This window comes from Candidatus Methylomirabilota bacterium, from assembly GCA_035315345.1.
Taxonomy (GTDB): domain Bacteria; phylum Methylomirabilota; class Methylomirabilia; order Rokubacteriales; family CSP1-6; genus CAMLFJ01.
Window position 1 is genome coordinate 91000 of record DATFYA010000109.1, and the last position, 17976, is coordinate 108975.

Annotated in this window: 22 protein-coding genes; 7 read left to right on the forward strand and 15 right to left on the reverse strand. The window is 71.6% G+C overall.

What is annotated here, in order from left to right; all coding sequences use genetic code 11:
* Positions 1-19 precede the first annotated feature (19 nt).
* The 7 genes from VKN16_15425 to VKN16_15455 all read right to left on the reverse strand — a co-directional run bounded on the left by VKN16_15425 (position 20) and on the right by VKN16_15455 (position 6479).
* Complete coding sequence (locus tag VKN16_15425; GenBank protein HME95596.1) at positions 20-595, reverse strand: hypothetical protein; 576 nt, start codon at positions 593-595, stop codon at positions 20-22.
* 7 nt (positions 596-602) lie between these two features.
* Positions 603-2276, reverse strand: coding sequence for a polyprenyl synthetase family protein (locus VKN16_15430; GenBank protein ID HME95597.1), 1674 nt, complete (start codon positions 2274-2276; stop codon positions 603-605).
* A complete protein-coding gene (locus tag VKN16_15435; protein HME95598.1) occupies positions 2263-3354 on the reverse strand; it encodes a hypothetical protein in 1092 nt (363 codons plus the stop codon). The genes VKN16_15430 and VKN16_15435 overlap by 14 nt, the downstream gene beginning before the upstream one ends.
* The gene (locus VKN16_15440; protein ID HME95599.1) at positions 3351-4043 is read right to left on the reverse strand and encodes a hypothetical protein; all 693 of its coding nucleotides are present in this window, start codon (positions 4041-4043) and stop codon (positions 3351-3353) included. The genes VKN16_15435 and VKN16_15440 overlap by 4 nt, the downstream gene beginning before the upstream one ends.
* An 82-nt stretch (positions 4044-4125) precedes the next feature.
* The gene (locus VKN16_15445) at positions 4126-4836 is read right to left on the reverse strand and encodes a hypothetical protein (protein ID HME95600.1); all 711 of its coding nucleotides are present in this window, start codon (positions 4834-4836) and stop codon (positions 4126-4128) included.
* 18 nt (positions 4837-4854) lie between these two features.
* The gene (gene idi / locus VKN16_15450; GenBank protein HME95601.1) at positions 4855-5391 is read right to left on the reverse strand and encodes an isopentenyl-diphosphate Delta-isomerase; all 537 of its coding nucleotides are present in this window, start codon (positions 5389-5391) and stop codon (positions 4855-4857) included.
* Positions 5392-5477: 86 nt separating this feature from the next.
* A complete protein-coding gene (locus VKN16_15455; GenBank protein HME95602.1) occupies positions 5478-6479 on the reverse strand; it encodes a polyprenyl synthetase family protein in 1002 nt (333 codons plus the stop codon).
* A 155-nt stretch (positions 6480-6634) separates the two neighbouring features.
* On the opposite strand from VKN16_15455, the gene VKN16_15460 reads away from it, so the two are divergent.
* From VKN16_15460 to VKN16_15480, 5 genes are all read left to right on the forward strand, one after another.
* Positions 6635-7021 carry a hypothetical protein gene (locus VKN16_15460; protein ID HME95603.1) on the forward strand — a complete coding sequence of 129 codons (387 nt, stop codon included), beginning with the start codon at positions 6635-6637 and terminating at the stop codon, positions 7019-7021.
* Between the two features lie 28 nt (positions 7022-7049).
* On the forward strand, positions 7050-7925 hold the full coding sequence (locus VKN16_15465; protein HME95604.1) for a hypothetical protein: 876 nt from the start codon (positions 7050-7052) through the stop codon (positions 7923-7925).
* Between the two features lie 35 nt (positions 7926-7960).
* On the forward strand, positions 7961-8479 hold the full coding sequence (locus VKN16_15470; GenBank protein ID HME95605.1) for a DUF4126 domain-containing protein: 519 nt from the start codon (positions 7961-7963) through the stop codon (positions 8477-8479).
* Between the two features lie 384 nt (positions 8480-8863).
* Complete coding sequence (locus tag VKN16_15475) at positions 8864-9244, forward strand: OmpA family protein (protein HME95606.1); 381 nt, start codon at positions 8864-8866, stop codon at positions 9242-9244.
* A 331-nt stretch (positions 9245-9575) separates the two neighbouring features.
* Positions 9576-9899: an OmpA family protein gene (locus VKN16_15480; protein ID HME95607.1), complete on the forward strand. Its 324-nt coding sequence runs from the start codon at positions 9576-9578 to the stop codon at positions 9897-9899.
* Between the two features lie 87 nt (positions 9900-9986).
* On the opposite strand, the gene VKN16_15485 is transcribed toward VKN16_15480, so the two are convergent.
* From VKN16_15485 to VKN16_15495, 3 genes are read right to left on the reverse strand one after another with little or no spacing between them, the layout of a single operon-like run.
* Positions 9987-10205, reverse strand: coding sequence for a hypothetical protein (locus VKN16_15485; GenBank protein HME95608.1), 219 nt, complete (start codon positions 10203-10205; stop codon positions 9987-9989).
* 33 nt (positions 10206-10238) lie between these two features.
* A complete protein-coding gene (locus VKN16_15490) occupies positions 10239-10520 on the reverse strand; it encodes a hypothetical protein (protein HME95609.1) in 282 nt (93 codons plus the stop codon).
* A 12-nt stretch (positions 10521-10532) separates the two neighbouring features.
* Positions 10533-11531 (reverse strand): hypothetical protein, encoded by a 999-nt coding sequence (locus tag VKN16_15495; protein ID HME95610.1) that lies wholly within the window; start codon positions 11529-11531, stop codon positions 10533-10535.
* 107 nt (positions 11532-11638) lie between these two features.
* On the opposite strand from VKN16_15495, the gene VKN16_15500 reads away from it, so the two are divergent.
* Positions 11639-11971: a hypothetical protein gene (locus VKN16_15500; protein ID HME95611.1), complete on the forward strand. Its 333-nt coding sequence runs from the start codon at positions 11639-11641 to the stop codon at positions 11969-11971.
* A gap of 30 nt (positions 11972-12001) precedes the next feature.
* Positions 12002-13096: a DUF561 domain-containing protein gene (locus VKN16_15505; GenBank protein ID HME95612.1), complete on the forward strand. Its 1095-nt coding sequence runs from the start codon at positions 12002-12004 to the stop codon at positions 13094-13096.
* Between the two features lie 21 nt (positions 13097-13117).
* Here VKN16_15505 and VKN16_15510 read toward each other — a convergent pair whose 3' ends face one another.
* The 5 genes from VKN16_15510 to VKN16_15530 form a co-directional block, all read right to left on the reverse strand.
* On the reverse strand, positions 13118-13852 hold the full coding sequence (locus tag VKN16_15510; GenBank protein ID HME95613.1) for an ABC transporter ATP-binding protein: 735 nt from the start codon (positions 13850-13852) through the stop codon (positions 13118-13120).
* On the reverse strand, positions 13849-14571 hold the full coding sequence (locus VKN16_15515) for an ABC transporter ATP-binding protein (GenBank protein ID HME95614.1): 723 nt from the start codon (positions 14569-14571) through the stop codon (positions 13849-13851). Before VKN16_15515 ends, VKN16_15510 begins: the two co-directional genes overlap by 4 nt.
* On the reverse strand, positions 14568-15542 hold the full coding sequence (locus tag VKN16_15520; GenBank protein HME95615.1) for a branched-chain amino acid ABC transporter permease: 975 nt from the start codon (positions 15540-15542) through the stop codon (positions 14568-14570). The genes VKN16_15515 and VKN16_15520 overlap by 4 nt, the downstream gene beginning before the upstream one ends.
* Positions 15539-16420, reverse strand: coding sequence for a branched-chain amino acid ABC transporter permease (locus VKN16_15525; protein HME95616.1), 882 nt, complete (start codon positions 16418-16420; stop codon positions 15539-15541). The genes VKN16_15520 and VKN16_15525 overlap by 4 nt, the downstream gene beginning before the upstream one ends.
* Positions 16421-16505: 85 nt before the next feature.
* On the reverse strand, positions 16506-17777 hold the full coding sequence (locus tag VKN16_15530; GenBank protein HME95617.1) for an ABC transporter substrate-binding protein: 1272 nt from the start codon (positions 17775-17777) through the stop codon (positions 16506-16508).
* Positions 17778-17976 lie beyond the last annotated feature (199 nt).

The following is a 17976-nucleotide window of genomic DNA, read 5'->3' on the forward strand; positions in this document are numbered from 1 at the left end:
CTCACGCGCGGGCCGCCGCTCACGTAGGCAGATGGCGGCCGAGCCCGTCGAGGAACCCCAGCACCACCAGGTCGTAGAGATAGTCGGAGGACGTCAGCTCCGGCCCGGCCGGGCCGCCGTCGCCGTCGCGCGCCGGCGATCCGTTCACCGCGTCCTCCGGGTCCGGCCCGAAGCGCAGACGCGGCAGGACGTCGGTCGGGGCCGGCGCGTCACCCGGCGGCGACCCAAACGCGGGGCGGGCCGCGTCCGGCGCGCCGTCGCCGTCGCGCCCGTTCGAGCCGAATCGAAGAAAGACCTCGGCCAGATCGTGGCCGCGTCCGGCGACCGCGCTCAGCATCCGGGTCAGCTGAACGTCGGTGAGGGGATCCACCGCGAGCCCGTCGAGCATCAGGTCCTCGATCTCCAGCATGTCGAAGGCGAGGCGGCCGGCCTTGTACAGCGGATGCGGCCGGAGCGCGGCGAGCAGGAACGCGGCGCGCTCGGGCTGGTGGCGCTCCAGCGCCTTGCCGCGCCGGGCCAGCGTGCACAGGAGCACGCGGGCGCCCCGCGTCGCCTGCTGGATCCTCTCGATGAGGCGGGCGTCGTCCGGGGTCATGGGCCGATCACAGCAGCCGGGTGTTCACGTAGTGGATGACCTGGCGCAGGATGGCCTTGCCCTCGCTCTGCGGGATGAAGCCCAGGGTGTCCTCGAAGAGCCGCGCCCCCCGGGCCGCGTGCCGCGCGGCCACCCGGCGCGCGTACTCGATCGAGTCGTTCTGCTCCATGCGGCGGAGCACGTGACGCGACTCGGCCACCGTGCGCGCGCTCCGCGGCCGGCGGAGCCACTCGTGCAGCTCCCGTCGCTCGCGTGCGGAGACGGTGCGCATGAGATGGATGAGCATGAGCGTGCGCTTGCCCTCGAGCAGATCGCCCAGGGTCTCCTTGCCGTAGAGATCCTCCTCGCCGATCAGGTTGAGCACGTCGTCCTGGATCTGGAAGGCGATGCCGACCTGCTTGAACACTTCGCCGAGGAGATCCAGCTCGCGGGGGCGCGTGTGGCCGGCCGCGATCGCGCCCAGCCGACAGGGCGACCGGCACGTGTACCAGCCGGTCTTCTGGCTGACCATGTTGATGTAGTCGGCGTCGCGGATGGGGACGTGCCGCCGCCTGATCCAGCCCAGCTCGACGGCCTGGCCTTCGATGGACTCTCGGCACATGTGGATGATCTCGTGGATCATGGTGAGGGTGCGGGCGAGCCCGAGGCGCTCGATGTTGGTCAGCACCGTGTCCACCGCGAGCAGGTTCAGCCCGTCGCCCGCGTTGACGGCGAGCGGGATGCCGTGCTCCATGTGCAGGCACCGCTCGCCGCGGCGCCGCAGGGACTCGTCCTCGATGTCGTCGTGGATGAGGAACGCGTTGTGGAACATCTCCACCGCGGCCGCGATGCGCACCGCGTCCTCGCCGTGGCCACCGAAGGCGCCGCAGGTCGCGATGCACAGCGTGGGGCGCAGGCCCTTGCCGCCGCGCGCGGGATACTCCCGCATCAGGCGGTAGAGCCCGTCGACGGGATGCCGCGCGGGGATGAGGGTGAGGATCTCGTCGGCCACGCGCCGCCGGCAGCGCTCCATGATGTCGAACAGGTCGGCGTCGCGCGGCCCTTCGAAGGCCCACCAGCCCTCGCCGGCGCGCCGGTTCCAGAGCACGCGCGTCGTCGCGACCGAGGCGGACTCCGCGGCGGCGTCGCTGCTCCGGAGCAGCCCGGCCGCGTCCGGTACGTCGGCGCCCGGGCCGGGCTCGTGCCCGTTCGCGGCCACCGCGAGGGCGAGGCCGCGTCCCTCGCGGTAGGCCGTCCACAGTGACTGCACGGAGCGCAGGCCCGCCGCGCGCTGAGCCAGCAGCTGAAAAGTCCGCCACACCGCCAGGACCTGCTCGGGGGTGCCGCGGACGTCGAAGGCACCCTGCTCGAGGACCTGGCTGGGGCGGCCTTCCAGGTCGTAGAGCGCGAGCAGGCTCTCGTCGTTGAAGAAGCACTCGACCGTCGCCGGCGCGAGCCCGGCGGTCACCGTCACCGAGTTGTGGTGGGCCCGCAGCGTCGCGTGGCTGCCGTCGCCGAAGTGCAGCGCGAGCACGATGTCGCCCAGCTCGCGCGCGGCCTCCGCGCCGACCGACGGGGTGCGCCGCGCGAGGGTCTCGACGGTGCGCGTCAGCAGGTCGGCCGCGCTCTCGATCGCGCGCGACGGACCTGCGGGCCCGGCCGGCGCGAGGCCGGCGCCGTAGCGCAGCCTACCGGAGGGCACTCCAGGCCCTCTCGGCCGCGCCGCCCGCGAACTCCACGATGCCGGGACTGGCGAACGACTCGGTCGACCCGTTCATCTTGATCCGCATCTCCATGTCGCCGATCACCTCGTGCACCGAGAACGGGGGCAGGCTGGTCTCCGACGGGACGACCAGCCGCGCGGCGTCGCGGCAACGGAAGCGGAGCTGGATCCAGTCGGCCCCTTGATAGCCGTCGATGCAGAGCACCGCGGGGATGGGCGCGGTGGCGAACGTCCCGAGCAGCGGGGCGAGCCGCGGGGTCGTGGTCACCCGGTCGCGCGCGAGCTGGCCGGCCACGGTGACCCGCAGCGCCCGACGCGGCAGGAACTGCACCATGCGCCCACGTCGCCACACCATGACCATGGCGGTGTGGTCGTGGGCCTCGTCCATGGGCTGTAGCAGCGCGAACACGACCGCCCACCGCGGAGCCCCTTCCGGGTTGTCGGCGAGCTGGTTGCAGAAGCCGAACACCCAGCCGCCCATTTCCGGCCAGGCCCAGCGGCCGAGCACGCGCTCGTGGTAGCCGATCGCCAGGGTCTCGCGCGCCGGCACCATGCCGTCGTCCCAGCGCCCCTGCGCGAGCACGCCGGGCTGGGCCTGCCAGCGCTTCCAGTTGGTGCGGTGGAAGTGCGACACGCCCGCGGGCGCCGGCGTGGTGGTGCTGGTCAAGCGCAGGGTTACCGCGGGACGTCCCGCCAGCGACTGCATGGCGAAATCCGGGGGCGGCACCGCGATGGAGGGCGCGGGGCTGCGGTACGACGTCCACGGCTCGATGGGCAGGTGCGCGTGCCACTGGCTGCACGTCCATCCGTGATCGCGGTGGTACATGAGCAGCACGGAGGTGCGGATCGGCTCGCCGCCGTCCTCGGCCCCGAGGGCCGCGAGGTTGGCGATCAGGGCCTGTCGCTCGTCGGCGGTGACGAAGGCGTAGTGCAGCCAGCGCCGCTCCAGCACGTCGGAGAGCGGCACCCGCGGGAACGGACCCGGCGGACCGGTGAGGAAGCGAGCCGGGTCGAGCCCGGCCGCGCCGGCGTCGACTCCGACCGGACCAACGATCACCGGGCGGCCTCGGCCGGGGCGGGCGCGCTCTTCGGCGGAGCCGACGGGAGCACCGTGATGGAGAGTCCGACCTCCTTGGCGTGCAGGCCGACCAGCCGGACGACCGTGAGGTAGGTCTGACCCACCGAGAAGTCTCGGGTGATCGTGACGACGATCTGGACGACCGCCTGGGCGCGTGGGCCGATCGACAGGGTGGGCGGCTCGAACGTGACGAGGGAGGCAGGCAGCGTGGCGCCGCTCGCGGGGACCAGCTCGCTGGAGGCGAGACTGACCTCGAGGGGATGGTCGAAGTGGTTCTCCACCATGAACGCGGAGGTGACGCGATCGCCCGGCCGGCCTTCGAGCCGCAGCTCCACGCGCGGGGGGACGCCGGGGCGCGGCGCGGTGGACGTGCCCTTCGGCAGCAGCGCGGCCTCGGCGGCGGTGAGGAGCCCGGACATGATGGCCAGGCCGTGCGAGCTCACCAGCGAGTAGGAGGCGAGGTTGAAGTCGAGCCAGCGCGACAGGAGCGCGGCGCCGTTGAGGGGCTCGCGCGAGCCGGATCCCGCCGACTTCACCGCCTCCTGGACGAACGTGGTGAGGCGGGTGAGCAGCTGCGCGTTGCCCGCCATGTTCGTGGCCACCAGCTCCTTCAGCTGCTCGACGAACTCCTCGGGAGACTTCCGGCCGGAAGGCTCGGTGGCGACCATGGAGCGCTCCTCGTCGTGCGATCGGGTCCGCCGGGTGGTCCGGGCCCGCCGCGGGCTTGCCTACGGTGGCGACGCGATCCCGCTACCGGTGATCCTGATCGGGCGTACGGGGCAGCAGCTCGGTGCAGGGCTCCGTGCACTGGAAGTGATCGTACCAGCGGTGGGCGCGGATCCGCACCGGCAGGTCCCCCGCGGCGACCTCGCAGCGCGACGGCCCGCAGTCCACCACCGCGCCCTTCGCGGCGACGTCGAGCACGAGGCGCACGCACTGCTCATAGGCGCCCACGATCCGGACCTCCGCGACGTACTGCGCGCCCGCCTGCAAGTCGGCGCCGACGGGAACGTTCACCCCGACGGTGACCGAGTCGTGACGGGGAAGGCTCGCGCTCTGCGTGGACAGCTGGACCTTGGTCGACGGATTGCCCGGTCCGGAGAACGCACTGGCGCTGAACGCGAAGGCCCGGGGCTGCGACCCGGTGTTGGTGACCCGGATGTCGGCGTGTGCGGTGCTGCCCGGGCACACCCTCCAGTGGATCTCACACACGCAGCGGGGCGGGCACGGAGTCTCCGGGATCTCGCAGCAGGGATCGGAGAGCCGCGAGATCTCGATCCGGGGCAGCGTGGCGGTGGCCAGCCCGGTGGCCGCCTCGAGAAAGCCGCGCGCGGTGTCCGCGGACAGGGTCAGCAGCTTCGGCGCGAGATCGAGCATGAGCTTCGGTCCGAGCTGGGCCAGCTCCTGCACGAGGGCCAGGACGTCACCGCCGGGCGATCGCTTCAACGATGCGGGGCTCATGCGTTGTCTCCTCCCTCTCTAGCGGCGCAGGATCTCGCGACACCGCGGGGTGTTCGCGAGGATGCGCGCCTCCTCGATGCACCACTCCGAGTACTGCTCGGGATGCCGGTCGATCGCCTCGAGGAACGCCTCCCACGGCGTCCACCGCACCGCCTCGACCTCGTCGGGATTGATGCGGGGCTCGCGGTCCACGAGCCCCACCAGGATCGGGCAGATCTCGTTCTCCATGGTCCCGTCCCGGGTGAAGCAGTATCGATACGGCGCCACCTCCTCGAGCACGGTCGGGTCGAGCGCGAGCTCGTAGCGCAGCCGGCGTCGCGCCGCGTCGAGATTGGATTCCCCAAGTCCGGGATGGCCGCAGCAGCTGTTCGACCACATGAGCGGCCACGTGCGCTTCGTGCGGGCGCGCTGCTGGAGCAGCAGGTGACGGTCGCGGTCGCGGAAGACGAAGGAAGAAAATGCCCGGTGCAGGGGCGTTCGGGCCTGGTGCACCTCGCCCTTCGGCATGGTGCCGACGACGTTGTTTGCCTCGTCCACCAGGACCACCAGTTCCATACCGGGGCACGGATGCTCGAACCGCCGAGCGGTTCGAAGTATAGCCCAGCCGGGCGGCCGCGGCCATCGCCGGCCACGCCCGGCGGTCAGAAATCGCGATCGACGACGAAATCCGCGATGAGGGCGAGCGTCTCGCGGTCCGCGCACTCCGGGAACGACTGCAGCGCGCTCTTCGCGGTCTGGGCGTAGACGTGGGCGCGGTCGAGCGCGTACTCCACGCCCTTGTGCTTCATCACCGCGAGGCGGATCTCCTCGACCTGCTCCGGGTCCGGCGCGCGGAGGGCGAGCAGGTCCTGGATGCGGTCGCGCTCGGGCCCGGCCGCGCGGTCGAGGGCCGCGATGAGGGGCAGGGTGATCTTGCCCTCGCGCAGGTCCGCGCCCACCGCCTTCCCGAGGCGCGCCTGGTCCGCCACGAAGTCGAGCGAGTCGTCGCTGATCTGGAACGCGATCCCGATGTCGAGACCGTAGCGGCTGAGCCCGTCGAGCTGCTCCGGCGCGCTCTCGCCGAGGAGGCCCCCGATGCGGCAGCACGCCGAGATGAACGAGGCGGTCTTCTGGGTGACGATCTGCAGGTAGTCCGCCTCGGTGGTCACGCCCGCCCGCTTGCGCTCGAGCTGGAAGACCTCCGCCTCGGTCATGGACACGGTGGCACCCGCGAGGGTCTCCAGCACCCGCAGGTCGCGGTCCTGCACCATGAGGGCGAACGACTTGGCGTAGAGGTAGTCGCCGACCAGCACCGAGGCATCGTCTCCCCAGCGGGCGTTGACCGAGGGCCGCCCGCGACGCAGAGGCGCATGATCCACCACGTCGTCGTGCACGAGGGTGGCGGTGTGGAGCAATTCCAGCACGCAGCCCATGTGCACCGCCCGCGGCCCCCGGTACCCGGCGAGCCGCGCCGCCATCAGGAGCAGGATCGGGCGCAGGCGCTTGCCGCCCGCGCCCGCGATGAACCCGCCGATCTCGCGGATGAGCCCCGCCGACGTGCCGATCTGCGACGCGATCATCTCGTCGATCGCGCGCAGCTCGGCGCCGACCGCGGCCGCGACGCGCTCCTTCAGGAGGGTGTCTCGCCGGGAGGATGCCTTCATCGCGGGGAGCAGGATAGCAGATCCGACGAGCCGGGCAAGGGCGGGGCGTCGAGCCGCGTTGCGGCCCGCATGACTTGACCAGGCGCCTCCACGGGGCGCAAGATGACTCGAGATCGCGGCCGGGTCGGCCCCCCTACGCTCGAGGAGGATAGCGAATGAGCGCACCCGATATTCCCACCGAGTACACGATCCACATCGAGAATGTCGACAACGACCTGCTGAGCAACATCCGCATCATGGAGGTCCAGCCGGTCACCCTGCAGGGCGGCGCCACCGCCATCAAGACCGAGAGCAGGATGGAGGGCGGCACCAACCCGATCAAGACCGAGAGCAAGGTGGAGACCGACAGCAGTATCTCGATCATGAAGCTGCCCCAGATCGACCTGCAGCTCGGGATGCGTCCCACCCGCGTGCACATGCCGGTCGGCCTCAAGTTCTGCGTGTCCCTGCTGGGCATGCCGCTGGTCAGCTTCGACGTCTGCGGCGAGAGCATGGTGATCGTCGAGGACTACACGCCGCACCGCACCGAGCTGTGCGCGTGAGATAGCGTCGGGAAGGAGGTCCGCGGCCATGGACCGAGCAGCGGAGTCGGCGCGAGCGTGCAGCCTGGGCCCCGGCCCGTTCTTCTTCAGCGGCCGTCCACCGTTCATCCACGGGACGGTGAGCGTGCACAACCGCTCCGACGAGCGCGTTCACATCCGGTCGATGACCCTGGGGGCGGCCGGCCTCGCGCCCTATCACCGGCGCGGCGCCGGCGCGGCCCGGGAGCCGGCGAAAGGACCGGCGGCGGATCGGCCCTCGGATCTGCCGTCGGATCTGCCCTCGGATCTGGAAATACGGCCCTCGCGGCGGGTCGGCCCCTTCGAGCGCGCGAGCGTGCCGGCCTACGTCCGCGTCGATCGCTTCACGCCCCCCGGCGAGTACGAGGCGCGGGTGCGCTTCGGTGACCAGCACGCGCCCGCGGTCATCGTGGTGCAGGAGAGCCATCGCCTCGACCTGGTTCCGGATCGCATCACGGTCACCGCGGCCGCCGGGGAGACCATCGTCCGGCGCGTTGCCATCACCAACCAGGGCAACGTGCCGTTCAGCACGCGCAAGGCCGCGCTGGCGCCGCTGGAGGCCCTGGGCATGCTGCACCGCTCGCTGGCCATCGCGCTCACCGAGGCGGGACACGAGGGCCACGCCAAGTTCCTCGATCGCTTCGTCCGCGAGCTGGCCGACCACGAGGTGCCGCCCGCGAAGGTGAAGGTGGAGATCCAGGACCAGGAGATCGCGCCGGGCGAGACCAAGCTCGTGGAATTGAGCATCCGCTTGCCCGCCGATCTCAAGCGGCGGCGGAGCTACACGAGCCGGATCGACTTCCGCGAGAAGCGGCTGGCCGTCGAGGTGAACGTCGAGGGCTCCGCCGATCAGTCGACCCCGAGGCCGCGGAGGGCCGCCGGATAGCCGACCCGCTCCTCGGCATCCCGGTCGGGCTGGCCCTGAGCACCGCGGCCGGGCTGCGGATGTTCGTTCCGCTGCTCCTCACCGGCCTCGCCGCGCGGCTCGGATACATCCGCCTCACGTCCGGCATGGCCTGGCTCGACTCGGATCCGGCGCTGGTGGCGCTCGCCACCGCCACCGTGCTCGAGATCGGCGCCTACTACGTCCCGTGGCTCGACCACGTCCTCGACGCGGCGGCCACCCCCGCCGCCATCACCGCCGGCGTCATCGCCACCGCCGCGCTGACGCCCGAGCTGCCGCCGCTCCTGCGCTGGACGCTGGCCATCGTCGCCGGGGGCGGGGCGGCGGGCGTGGTGCACGCGGGTACCGCGCTGGTGCGGCTCCACTCGTCGGCGCTGACGCTCGGGGTGGGCAACCCGGTGGTGGCCACCGGGGAGCTGGCCGGCGCGGTGATCCTCAGTGGGCTGGCTCTGCTCGCGCCGGTACTCGCGGCCGCGGTCGGAATTGCCGCGCTGGTCTTCGCGGCGCGCCGGCTGCTCGGGCGCGCCCGAGGCTAGGGCCAGGGAGGGAAAACCTTCCTGGTCTCACGACCATAGGACCAAGGTCCCATGGCGAAGCGGGCTCGCGCGTTCGATAAGAATGTGGATCGTTTTCTGAGGACGCGTGCCTCCGTGGGACACGGACGAGGATGTCGGCGCATTTCACCCTTCAAAAGCGGGAGACACACGACGATGAGACGGGAAGGCGCAAGGGTAGGACTCGTGGTTTTCTCAACGCTCGCGCTGACCGTGCTGCTCGCGGCCGGCTGCGCGGGCCCGCTGCAAGATCCACACGTCGTCGGTCCGGCCGGCCCTGCGGGCCCCGCCGGCCCCGCCGGCCCTCCCGGCCCTCCCGGCCCTCCCGGACCCGGTGGCCCCGCGGGACCCGGCGGACCGGCCGGCATGGCCGGCGCACCCGGCCCGGCCGGCGCACCGCAGGCGTGGACGTCGTTCAACGACATCCTGTTCGATTTCGACAAGAGCAACGTGCGGTCGTCGGAGATGCCCAAGGTCGACAAGCTCGTGCAGTACATGAAGGACAACCCCAACCACGAGATCGGTCTCGACGGCTACGCGGACCCGCGCGGCACACCTCCATATAACCAGAGGCTCAGCCAGCGTCGCGTGGAGGCGGTGAAGGCGGCCCTGGTGGGCGCGGGCGTCTCGGGGGGCCGGATCCGCACGGGCGCTTTCGGTGAGACGCGGCCCAAGTGCACCCAGTCCTCCGAGACCTGCTGGCAGCAGGACCGGCGGGTGGAAGTGCTCGTCCGTCCCGCAAACTGAGGGGGGCACAATGAAGATCCTGACGGGTATTGTGATCGCGGCCGCCCTGACGGGGTGCTCCTATCAGAGCGGCTACATCAACAACGATGGCACGTGGGTCGCGCAGGGTGTGCCGTACGCAATAGGTACCTGCCATTCGGCGGCGGCGTTCGTGCCTGGTCCGGCGGGGCCTGCGGGTCCTGCCGGCCCGGCGGGCCCTCCCGGTGCCCCCGGTACACCTGGTCCAGCGGGTCCTCCCGGCCCGGCGGGCCCTCCGGGTGCCCCGGGCCCTGCGGGCCCGACCCCTGGCCGGCCCAGGAGCGATCTGGGTAACTCGCCGAGCTGGGCGTTCATGGAGAACGTGAACTTCAAGTATCAGAGCGCCGAGCTGCAGGAGCGGTGCGCGAAGAAGATCGCCGCCCTGGTCGCCTGGATGCTGGCCAACGCGCCGGACGCGCAGGTCGCGCTCGACGCGCACCAGGATGCAGCCGACGATGGCAACAAGGCGCTGGCCGCCGAGCGGGTCCGGGCGGTCAGAGAAGCGCTGGTCGCCGGCGGCGTGAAGCCGGAGAAGATCTCGGTCGGCTCCTACGGGGCGCGGGCCGAGGTGTGCAACCAGAACACCGAGCTGTGTCACGACCTGAACCGGCGGGTGGAGATTCTCGCCAGGCAGTAGTCGGGACATCGCGGTCGTCGGGGCATCCTCTCCGCGCCCGGCCGGGTGGAGAGGGTGCCCCTCGCATGTTCAGGGCGGAGGTCTCGATCAGCTCCGGGGGCGCCGGGTGAGAAGGGGGACCAGCGCGCTCACCGCCTGCTCCGCCTTGAGGCGCAGCTCCTCGTCGGTGTTGCCGGCCACCGGGTGGGCGATGATCGCGAAGGGATAGTCGGCCAGCCCGTTGGCCTCGGCCATCGCGCGGGCGCTGGCCTCGAAGCGGTCGGTGATGATCGCCACCGCGGGAATGCCCATCCGCTCGGCCGACATGGCGTCGTGCAGACTGCACGACGAGCAGCTGCCTCAGTCGCCGATCGCGGAGATGACCGCGTCGACCGCGCTCAGCTCCCCGAGCATCTCGGGCGGGGCCGGACGGCTCGAATCCGGCTTGCGACGGCGGATGAACTCCCGTACCCCGAAGCGTGATGCCAGGATCTGCTGGACGTGGTCGAAGAGCACCGCGGTCCCGATCTTGGCGTTGTCGAGTAGCCCGACGGTGGCGCCCTCCAGGCTCGGCAGCGGCATCGCCAGGGTCATGGCCTCACCCTCGGCGTCGAGTCTCGGATCCAGCACCTTGAGGGTCATCGTCTCCTCCTGTCAGATGATCGTCGTGACCGCGAGCGACTTCGCTCCGTACCACGGCGGCACCACCACTCCGAAGCCGCCCGCGGGCCCGCCCGCCGCCACCACCAGCAGGTCGTCGGGCGACCGGAGGGCGGTGTAGACGCGCCCCTCGTCCTTGCGCCCGGCCACCGCGCTCTTGCCGACGGTTCGCCAGTCGCCGCGCCGGACGCGAGCGTTCTCGAAGACGTAGCCGCGGATGTCGGCCTTGCTCCAGCCGGCGGCCACGATGATGTCGCGCTGCTGCTTGGCGATCACCAGCGCGTAGTGGCCGGCCCAGATGGAATACGTGAGCATGTTGGCGCGAATGGCCGCCGCGTAGGTGTCGAGGATCTCGCGCGGGTCGGCGGTCCACTCGTTCATGATCTGGTGCGGGGACTCCGCCGCGAGCACCGTCACCGCCGAGGCGCCCGCGGGCACGCCGCGCTCGGCGGCCAGCGACGGCCACGGGCTGTCCTCCTCGTCCTCGGCCACGCAGAACGTGAACTTGCCGGGATGCCCGAGGGTCGACCGGTCGAGCCGCCCGGGGATCCCGCCCAGCACGTTGATGATGAGCAGCCGGAGCGCGCGGCCGATGGTCGCGTTGGCCCGGCTGCCATTGGCGAGCGCGTTGTGGGTGGCGTTCATGTCGAGCGCGCGCCGGATCGGCCCGTTGACCACCACGAACGGCGCGCTGCCGCCCGTGCTGGCGGTGCAGCCGTGGAGACCGTAGGCGGGCTCGCACACCGCCCGCACCAGCGCCATCACCACCGGCACGTACCCGGGCAGGCAGCCGGCCATCACCGCGGCGATCGCCACCTTCTCGGCGGTGATGCGGCGCCGGCGCACCGGCTCGACGCCCACGACGTCCGCGGGGCCCAGACCGCCCGCGTCCACGAAGCGGCGCACCAGGTCCTCGGTGGGCGGCACGATCGGTAGCCCGTCCGTCCAGCCGTTGCGCTGGAACATCTCGTTCGCCTCGTGGAGGTCGGCCACATCGTGGGTCGCCGACCGTAGCCGTGGCTCGCTCATCGCCGGACAGGGTACTACGAGACCTTCTCGACCTGAACCGGCCGCGGCGCATCCCGGTTGACAGCCGCTCCGTGAGCGGTCACCGTACCCCCATGCGTCACGCGCTGATGGTGGCGGCCCCACGCGTCGGTCCGCCGGGACGGCTCGCGGCCCGCGTCGGGCTCGCGCTGCTCCTCGCGCCGGTGACGGCGCTCGGCGAGGGAGCGTGGGTGCTGACCGAGATCGTCAAGAGCGGCACCGCCACCACCGTGAGCGCGCACCCCACGCTCGCGGCCTGCCTGGACGAGCAGAAGTCGCGCGAGGCGGCGCAGCTCGCCTACCTGCGGGCCGCGAACGAGTCGAGCCCGCGAGACCGGCTGCCGCTTCCCGCGCTCACCGCCTCCTTCCGCTGCGTCCAGCCATGACGACCCGCCCTCGCGATGGAGGATGATGCGATGCCCACTCTGCACACCCCGCTCTGCGACCTCATCGGGATCGAGTACCCGATCATCCAGGCCCCGATGGCGGGCGGGCCCACCACGCCCGACCTGGTGACCGCGGTCAGCGCGGCGGGCGCGCTGGGGTCCTTCGGCCACGCCTACACCGCGCCCGACGCCATGCGCGCGGAGGCGGCGGCGGCCCGCGCGCGCACGCCGCGCCCGTTCAACCTGAACCTGTTCACCGCGCCGGTGCCCGCCGAGCCGTCCGCCGAGGAGCAGCGGGCCGCGGTCGCGGCGATCCGGCCGCTGCTCGAGGAGCGCGGCCTGCCCATCCCCGAGCGCGTGCCGCCGCCGTACGCGCCCGATCTGCCGGCCCAGATCGAGGCGATCTGTGACCTGAGGCCGGCGGTGTGCACGATCCATCTGGGCGAGCTGTCGCCCGCGGTGCTCGCGCGCATCCGCGGCCTCGGCATCCGCCTGGGGAGTGCGGCCACCTCGGTGCGCGAGGCGCGCCATCTCGAGAGCCTCGGCGCGGACTTCATCATCGCCCAGGGCGGCGAGGCGGGCGGCCATCGCGGCACCTTCCTGGGGCCGTGGGAGCACGCGATGACGGGGACGCTCGCCCTCGTGCGGCAGGTCGTCCGCGCGGTGCGGGTGCCGGTGGTGGCGGCCGGCGGCATCATGGACGGCGCGGGCATCGCGGCGGTGCTGGCTTTGGGCGCCCAGGGCGCGCAGCTCGGTACCGCGTTCGTGGTGTGCCCGGAGAGCGGCGCGCCCGCCGCGCACAAGAAGGCGATCGCGGACATGGACGGCGACGAGACGATCGTGACGCGCGCGTTCTCGGGCAAGCCGGCGCGGGGCATCCGCAACCGCTTCACCGAGCTGGCCGAGCGCGAGGGATGGCCGCTGCTGCCGTTCCCGGCCCACGCCAAGCTCACCGCCCCGCTGCGGCAGGCCAGCGCGCGGGCGGGCTCTCTGGAATGCTTCTCGGCGTGGTCGGGGCAGGCGGGCGCGCTGGCCCGTCCGCTGCCGGCGGGCGAGCTGGTCCGCGTGCTCGTGGACGAGACGCGCGAGGCGATCGACCGGCTGCGCGCGGCGAGCGGCCGCTGAGCGGCCGACCGCGACCACCGGCTACAGCGCCACGTCGCCGAGGAAGATGCGCTTGACCTCCGCGGAGCGGAGCAGCTCGGCCGACGTGCCGGTGAGGATCGTGCGGCCCGACTCCAGGATGTAGCCCCGGTCGGCCAGCCGCAGGGCCAGTTCCACGTTCTGCTCGATGAACACGATGCTGATGCCCTGCTCCTCGCGGATGCGCTGCATGAGCGCGCCGGTCTGCTGAACGACGAGAGGGGAGAGGCCCAGGAACGGCTCGTCGATCATCAGCAGGCGCGGCCGGGACATGAGCCCGCGCGCGATGGCCACCATCTGCTGCTCGCCGCCGGACAGCGTGTTGGCGAGCTGTGCGCTCCGGGCCGCGACCACCGGGAAGAGCCGCTCCAGGGCGGCCAGGGTCTCGGCGCGATGCGGACGCGCGGCCGGGTTGTGGGCGCCCAGCAGCAGGTTGTCGCGCACGCTCAGGAACGGGAAGAGCCGCCGCCGCTCCAGCACGTGGGCCAGGCCCTCGGCCGCGGTGCGATGGGCGGGCAGCCCGTCGATCCGCTTGCCCAGGAACGTGATGCGGCCGGCCCGCGGGCCGATCAGGCCGGAGATGGAGTTCATCAGGGTCGACTTGCCCGCGCCGTTCGGTCCCAGGATGGCCACGATCTCGCGCTCGCCCACGTGCATCGCGGCTTGCCAGAGCACCTGGAAGTCGCCGTAGGCGACGTCGAGGCCTTCCACGCTCAGCATCGGCGCCGTCGCGGTCACTGCGTGTACACCTGGCCCAGGTAAGCGTCGACCACCCGGCGGTCGCGCGTGACCACGTCGGGCGCGCCGTCGGCGATCTTCTCGCCGAGGTAGAGGGCCACGATGCGCTGCGCGACCGCGGTGATGACCCGCATGTTGTGCTCGATGACCAGCAGGGTGAGGCCGTCGCGATGCAGGTCGCGGACGAGCTGCACCAGCCCGGGGATCGTCCGCTGGTCCACCCCGCCGGTGACCTCGTCGAGCAACAGGACGCGCGGCTCGGTGGCGAGCGCGCGGGCCAGCTCGAGGCGCTTGCGCTGGCCGGTGGAGAGCGTGCGCGCGTGGGCCTCCGCCTTCTCGGCCAGGCCCACGCGCTCGAGCAGCTCGCGGGCACGGGCGCGCGCGTGGCGCACGTCGCGGGTGCGGGTGAGCGCGCCCACCATCACGTTGTCCACGACGGTGAGCCCCGAGAAGGGCCGCAGCTTCTGGAACGTTCGCGCGACCCCGAGGCGGCACACCCGGTCCGGCGAGAGCCCGGTGAGCCGGCCGCCGTCGAGGCGCACCTCGCCCGCGTCGGGGTGATAGAAGCCGCTGATGATCTCGAAGAGAGTCGACTTGCCGGAGCCGTTCGGTCCGATGATGCCGATCATCTCGCCCGGCTGCACCTCGAACGAGATGTCGCGGTTGGCGGTGACCCCGCCGAACCGCTTGGTGATGCCCGCGACGGACAGCAGGCTCACGACGTGGTCCCCAGCTGCGGGCGCCGGCGCAGGCGCTCCCCGACCCAGGTGAGGAGCCCCTGCGGGGCGACCCGCATGGTCACGATCAGCACGGTCCCGTAGATGATCAGGTAGATCCCCACCAGGCCGGCCCCGATGCCGCCGAAGCGGGCGCGCAGCGACGTCTCGAGGACCGTGATGAGGGCGGCCCCGAGGAACGGGCCGAGCGGGGTTCCGATGCCGCCGAGGATCGCGAACAGGCAGAAGCGCACCGACAGATCCACCGAGAAGACGTAGAGCGGATCCACGAAGCCGACGTACTGCGTCCAGAAGGTGCCGCACATCGCGGTGAGCGCCGCGCTGACCGCGATGGCCGCGACCTTGAGGCGCCGCGCGGGGACACCCAGCGAGAGCGCCGCGTCCTCGTCCTCGCGCACCGCCGCCAGCTGGTAGCCACGGCGCGAGCGCTCGAGGTAGACCGCGACCAGGTAGAGCAGGACGGCGAGCACGAGGATGAGGTAGACCCATACCCGCTTGTCCACGATGCCGAGCGTCCAGAAGCCCGGACGGAAGGGCACCGGGATGCCCTCCGATCCCGAGGTGAAGCCCCGCCAGCGGCTCGCCACGATCAGCAGCACCTGGGAGAAGGCGATGGTGGCCAGCACGAAGTAGGGACCGCGGAGCCGGTTGCTCAAGAAGCCGAGGATGAAGCCGAACGCGGTGGCGAGGACCGCCCCGACCACGAGCCCGATCCAGGGCGACACGCCCCACTTCGTCCCGAGCAGCGCCGCCGAGTAGGCGCCGAGCCCGAAGAAGGCGGCGTGGCCGATCGAGACCTGGCCGGCGTAGCCGCCGGCCACGTTCCAGGCCGCTCCGGCCGCCCCCCACAGCAGGATCAGGACCAGGCCATCGAGCAGGAAGGCGTCGCGGACCACCACCGGCGCGACGGCGGCCGCCGCGAAGAACGCGATCGCCGGCCACGCGCTCCTCACGTGCCGATCACCTCGGCGCCGGGCTGGCCGAACAAGCCGGCGGGCCGGATCACCAGGATCGCGATGAACAGGAGCAGGTACATCACTTCCTTCCACGCGGTCCCGATCACGTAGGACCCCACCACCTCGACGAACGCCACCAGGAGGCTCGCGATCAGCGCGCCCGCCATGTCGCCGAGGCCGCCCAGCACGACCGCCACGTAGGCAATCAGCACGAACTGGAGCCCGATCGACGGATACACCGGATAGATCGGGGCGAGCACCACCCCCGCGACGCCGACGCAGGTGATGCCGACCGCCCACGTCAGGGCGAAGACGCGGCCGGTGTCGATGCCCATGAGGGCGGCGGCGTGGCGGTCCTGCGCGGTCGCCCGCATGATCTTGCCGGCGTAGGACCAGCGCATGAAGGCGAAGAGGGCGGCGGTGAAGATCACCGCGACCACGAACGCGGCGACCTGGGCGAGGTTGAGGGCCGCCCCGCCGAACCGCACCACCACCGCGTAGTAGCCGGTGCGGATGAACTGGGCGTCGGCGCTCCACAGCACGAGGGCCACGGCCTGCAGCGCGATCGACAGCCCCACCGTGGTGAAGACCTGAACGTTGTGCGAGGCGTTGATCACCGGCCGCATCACGAGGCGGTAGCTGAGCCACCCGCCCGCGAAGATGACGGGCAGGGCGAGCACGAGGGTGACGTAGGGGTCCAGCCCGAGGAGGGTGAACGACCAGAAGGCGAGGTACATGCCGAGCATGAGGAACTCGCCGTGGGCGAAGTTGACGATGCGCATCACCCCGAAGATGAGGGTGAGCCCCACCGCGATGAGCGCGTAGACGCCGCCCAGCAGGAGGGTGGAGGCGAGGAGCTGGGGGATCGCGTGCATGATCGGCGGCTCGGCCGGCAGCGCGACGCCCCGGGGGGACCTCCCCGGGGCGCGCGAGCGCCAATCGGCGGGCCGGCGGCGAGCGCTACTTGCGCTGGTCCCAGGCGCCGAGCGGGATCCACTTGGCGCGGTTGGTGGTGAACTCCTCCGGCCACACCGTGACCAGCTGCCCGCCTTGCCACTGGAGCATGTAGTGCTGCACGCGGGCGTTGGTGTTCTGTCCGTTCTCGTCGAACTTCAAGCCCCAGCCGTTGATGGCGGAGCCGACCGGCACGTCCATCGCCATGACCGCGGCGCGGAACTTGTCCGGGTCGTCGCTCTTGGCCGCGTCGAGCACGAGCTTGAGGACCCACAGGCCGCCTCCCGCGAGCTGGTGGCCGCCGGTCGGCACGTCCGAGCCCGTGCGCGCCTTCACCGCGGCGCGGAAGGCGCGCTCGATCTGCTGGCCCTCGGGCCGGAACTTCTCGATGATCAGGCCAGGGCCCGGCTCGAGCAGGGCGAAGGGCCCGTTGCCGTCGTTGCCGAAGGCCTTGCCGAAGTCGGGCGACCCGTAGCCGGTCGCCCCCGCGTGCACCACCGCCTTGACCTGGAAGTTCTGCTCCCGCGCCTGCCGCCAGAAGAGGATGGCGTCCTGGTTGCGAGCGATGTGATGGAGGATGTCGGGGTTCGCGTTCTTGAGCTTGAGGATCACCGGGGTCAGGTCATTGGTGGTGAAGGTGTAGTACTCCGCCGCCACCTCCTCCATCCCGAACTCGGCCTTGGCCCGCTGGCGCGCGGACTCGGTGACGCTCTGGCCGTAGGAGGAGTCCTCCGAGAGGAAGGCGATCTTCAGCTGGTTCGTCTTCTTCCCGAGGCGGTGGGACAGGTGCTTGGCGATGAACTCGATGTTGTACCAGCCGAACCCGGTGCCGTCGATCTCGGTCCGGTACACGTTCTTGAGCCCGCGCTTGGTGAGCCGCGGATCGACGCAGGACGTCTCCCAGTAGATGACGTTCTGGCGCGCCGCCGCCTCGCTCGCCGCCCCGCAGAGGGTGGACGAGAAGGTGCCGGTGATGATCTTGACCCCTTCCCGGGTGGCCAGGCGGGTGGCCTCGGAGGCGGCCACCGTCGGATCGACCGCGTCGCCGACCACGAACGTCAGCTTCTTGCCCATGACCCCGCCGCGCTCGTTGATGAGGTCGCGCACGATCTCGTAGCCCTCGAGGTGCCGCTTGCCCTCGGCGGCCAGGTTGCCGGTCAGCGGCTCCAGCACCCCGATCTTGTACTCGCCGCTCGGCTGCTGCGCCTGCAGCGCGCCCACCGCCACCACGGTCAGCAGGGCCAGGCCCGCCACCACCGCCCACTTCACGTGCCTCATGCGTGTCTCCTCTCGTTGATCCGGGATACCGCGATTGGTACGGGCGCTGCGCGGTCCGCTCGATGCGCCGGCCGGCCGATCATCGCGCCCGATCCTGCCAGAACGCTGTGGACAGGTCAAAGCCTATCGTGCGACCAATGGGCATGCCGTCCTGGGCGATCGAGCACATCAGCGCGGTCACGCTGGCCGTCCGCGACAT

Excerpts from the sequence above, each read along its gene's own strand:
- VKN16_15425 (HME95596.1), bottom strand. The coding sequence starts at position 595 with ATGACCCCGGACGACGCCCGCCTCATCGAGAGGATCCAGCAGGCGACG.
- VKN16_15440 (HME95599.1), bottom strand. The coding sequence starts at position 4,043 with ATGGTCGCCACCGAGCCTTCCGGCCGGAAGTCTCCCGAGGAGTTCGTC.
- VKN16_15445 (HME95600.1), bottom strand. The coding sequence starts at position 4,836 with ATGAGCCCCGCATCGTTGAAGCGATCGCCCGGCGGTGACGTCCTGGCC.
- idi (HME95601.1), bottom strand. The coding sequence starts at position 5,391 with ATGGAACTGGTGGTCCTGGTGGACGAGGCAAACAACGTCGTCGGCACC.
- VKN16_15455 (HME95602.1), bottom strand. The coding sequence starts at position 6,479 with ATGAAGGCATCCTCCCGGCGAGACACCCTCCTGAAGGAGCGCGTCGCG.
- VKN16_15460 (HME95603.1), top strand. The coding sequence starts at position 6,635 with ATGAGCGCACCCGATATTCCCACCGAGTACACGATCCACATCGAGAAT.
- VKN16_15465 (HME95604.1), top strand. The coding sequence starts at position 7,050 with ATGGACCGAGCAGCGGAGTCGGCGCGAGCGTGCAGCCTGGGCCCCGGC.
- VKN16_15475 (HME95606.1), top strand. The coding sequence starts at position 8,864 with ATGGCCGGCGCACCCGGCCCGGCCGGCGCACCGCAGGCGTGGACGTCG.
- VKN16_15480 (HME95607.1), top strand. The coding sequence starts at position 9,576 with ATGGAGAACGTGAACTTCAAGTATCAGAGCGCCGAGCTGCAGGAGCGG.
- VKN16_15485 (HME95608.1), bottom strand. The coding sequence starts at position 10,205 with ATGTCGGCCGAGCGGATGGGCATTCCCGCGGTGGCGATCATCACCGAC.
- VKN16_15490 (HME95609.1), bottom strand. The coding sequence starts at position 10,520 with ATGACCCTCAAGGTGCTGGATCCGAGACTCGACGCCGAGGGTGAGGCC.
- VKN16_15505 (HME95612.1), top strand. The coding sequence starts at position 12,002 with ATGCCCACTCTGCACACCCCGCTCTGCGACCTCATCGGGATCGAGTAC.
- VKN16_15525 (HME95616.1), bottom strand. The coding sequence starts at position 16,420 with ATGCACGCGATCCCCCAGCTCCTCGCCTCCACCCTCCTGCTGGGCGGC.
- VKN16_15530 (HME95617.1), bottom strand. The coding sequence starts at position 17,777 with ATGAGGCACGTGAAGTGGGCGGTGGTGGCGGGCCTGGCCCTGCTGACC.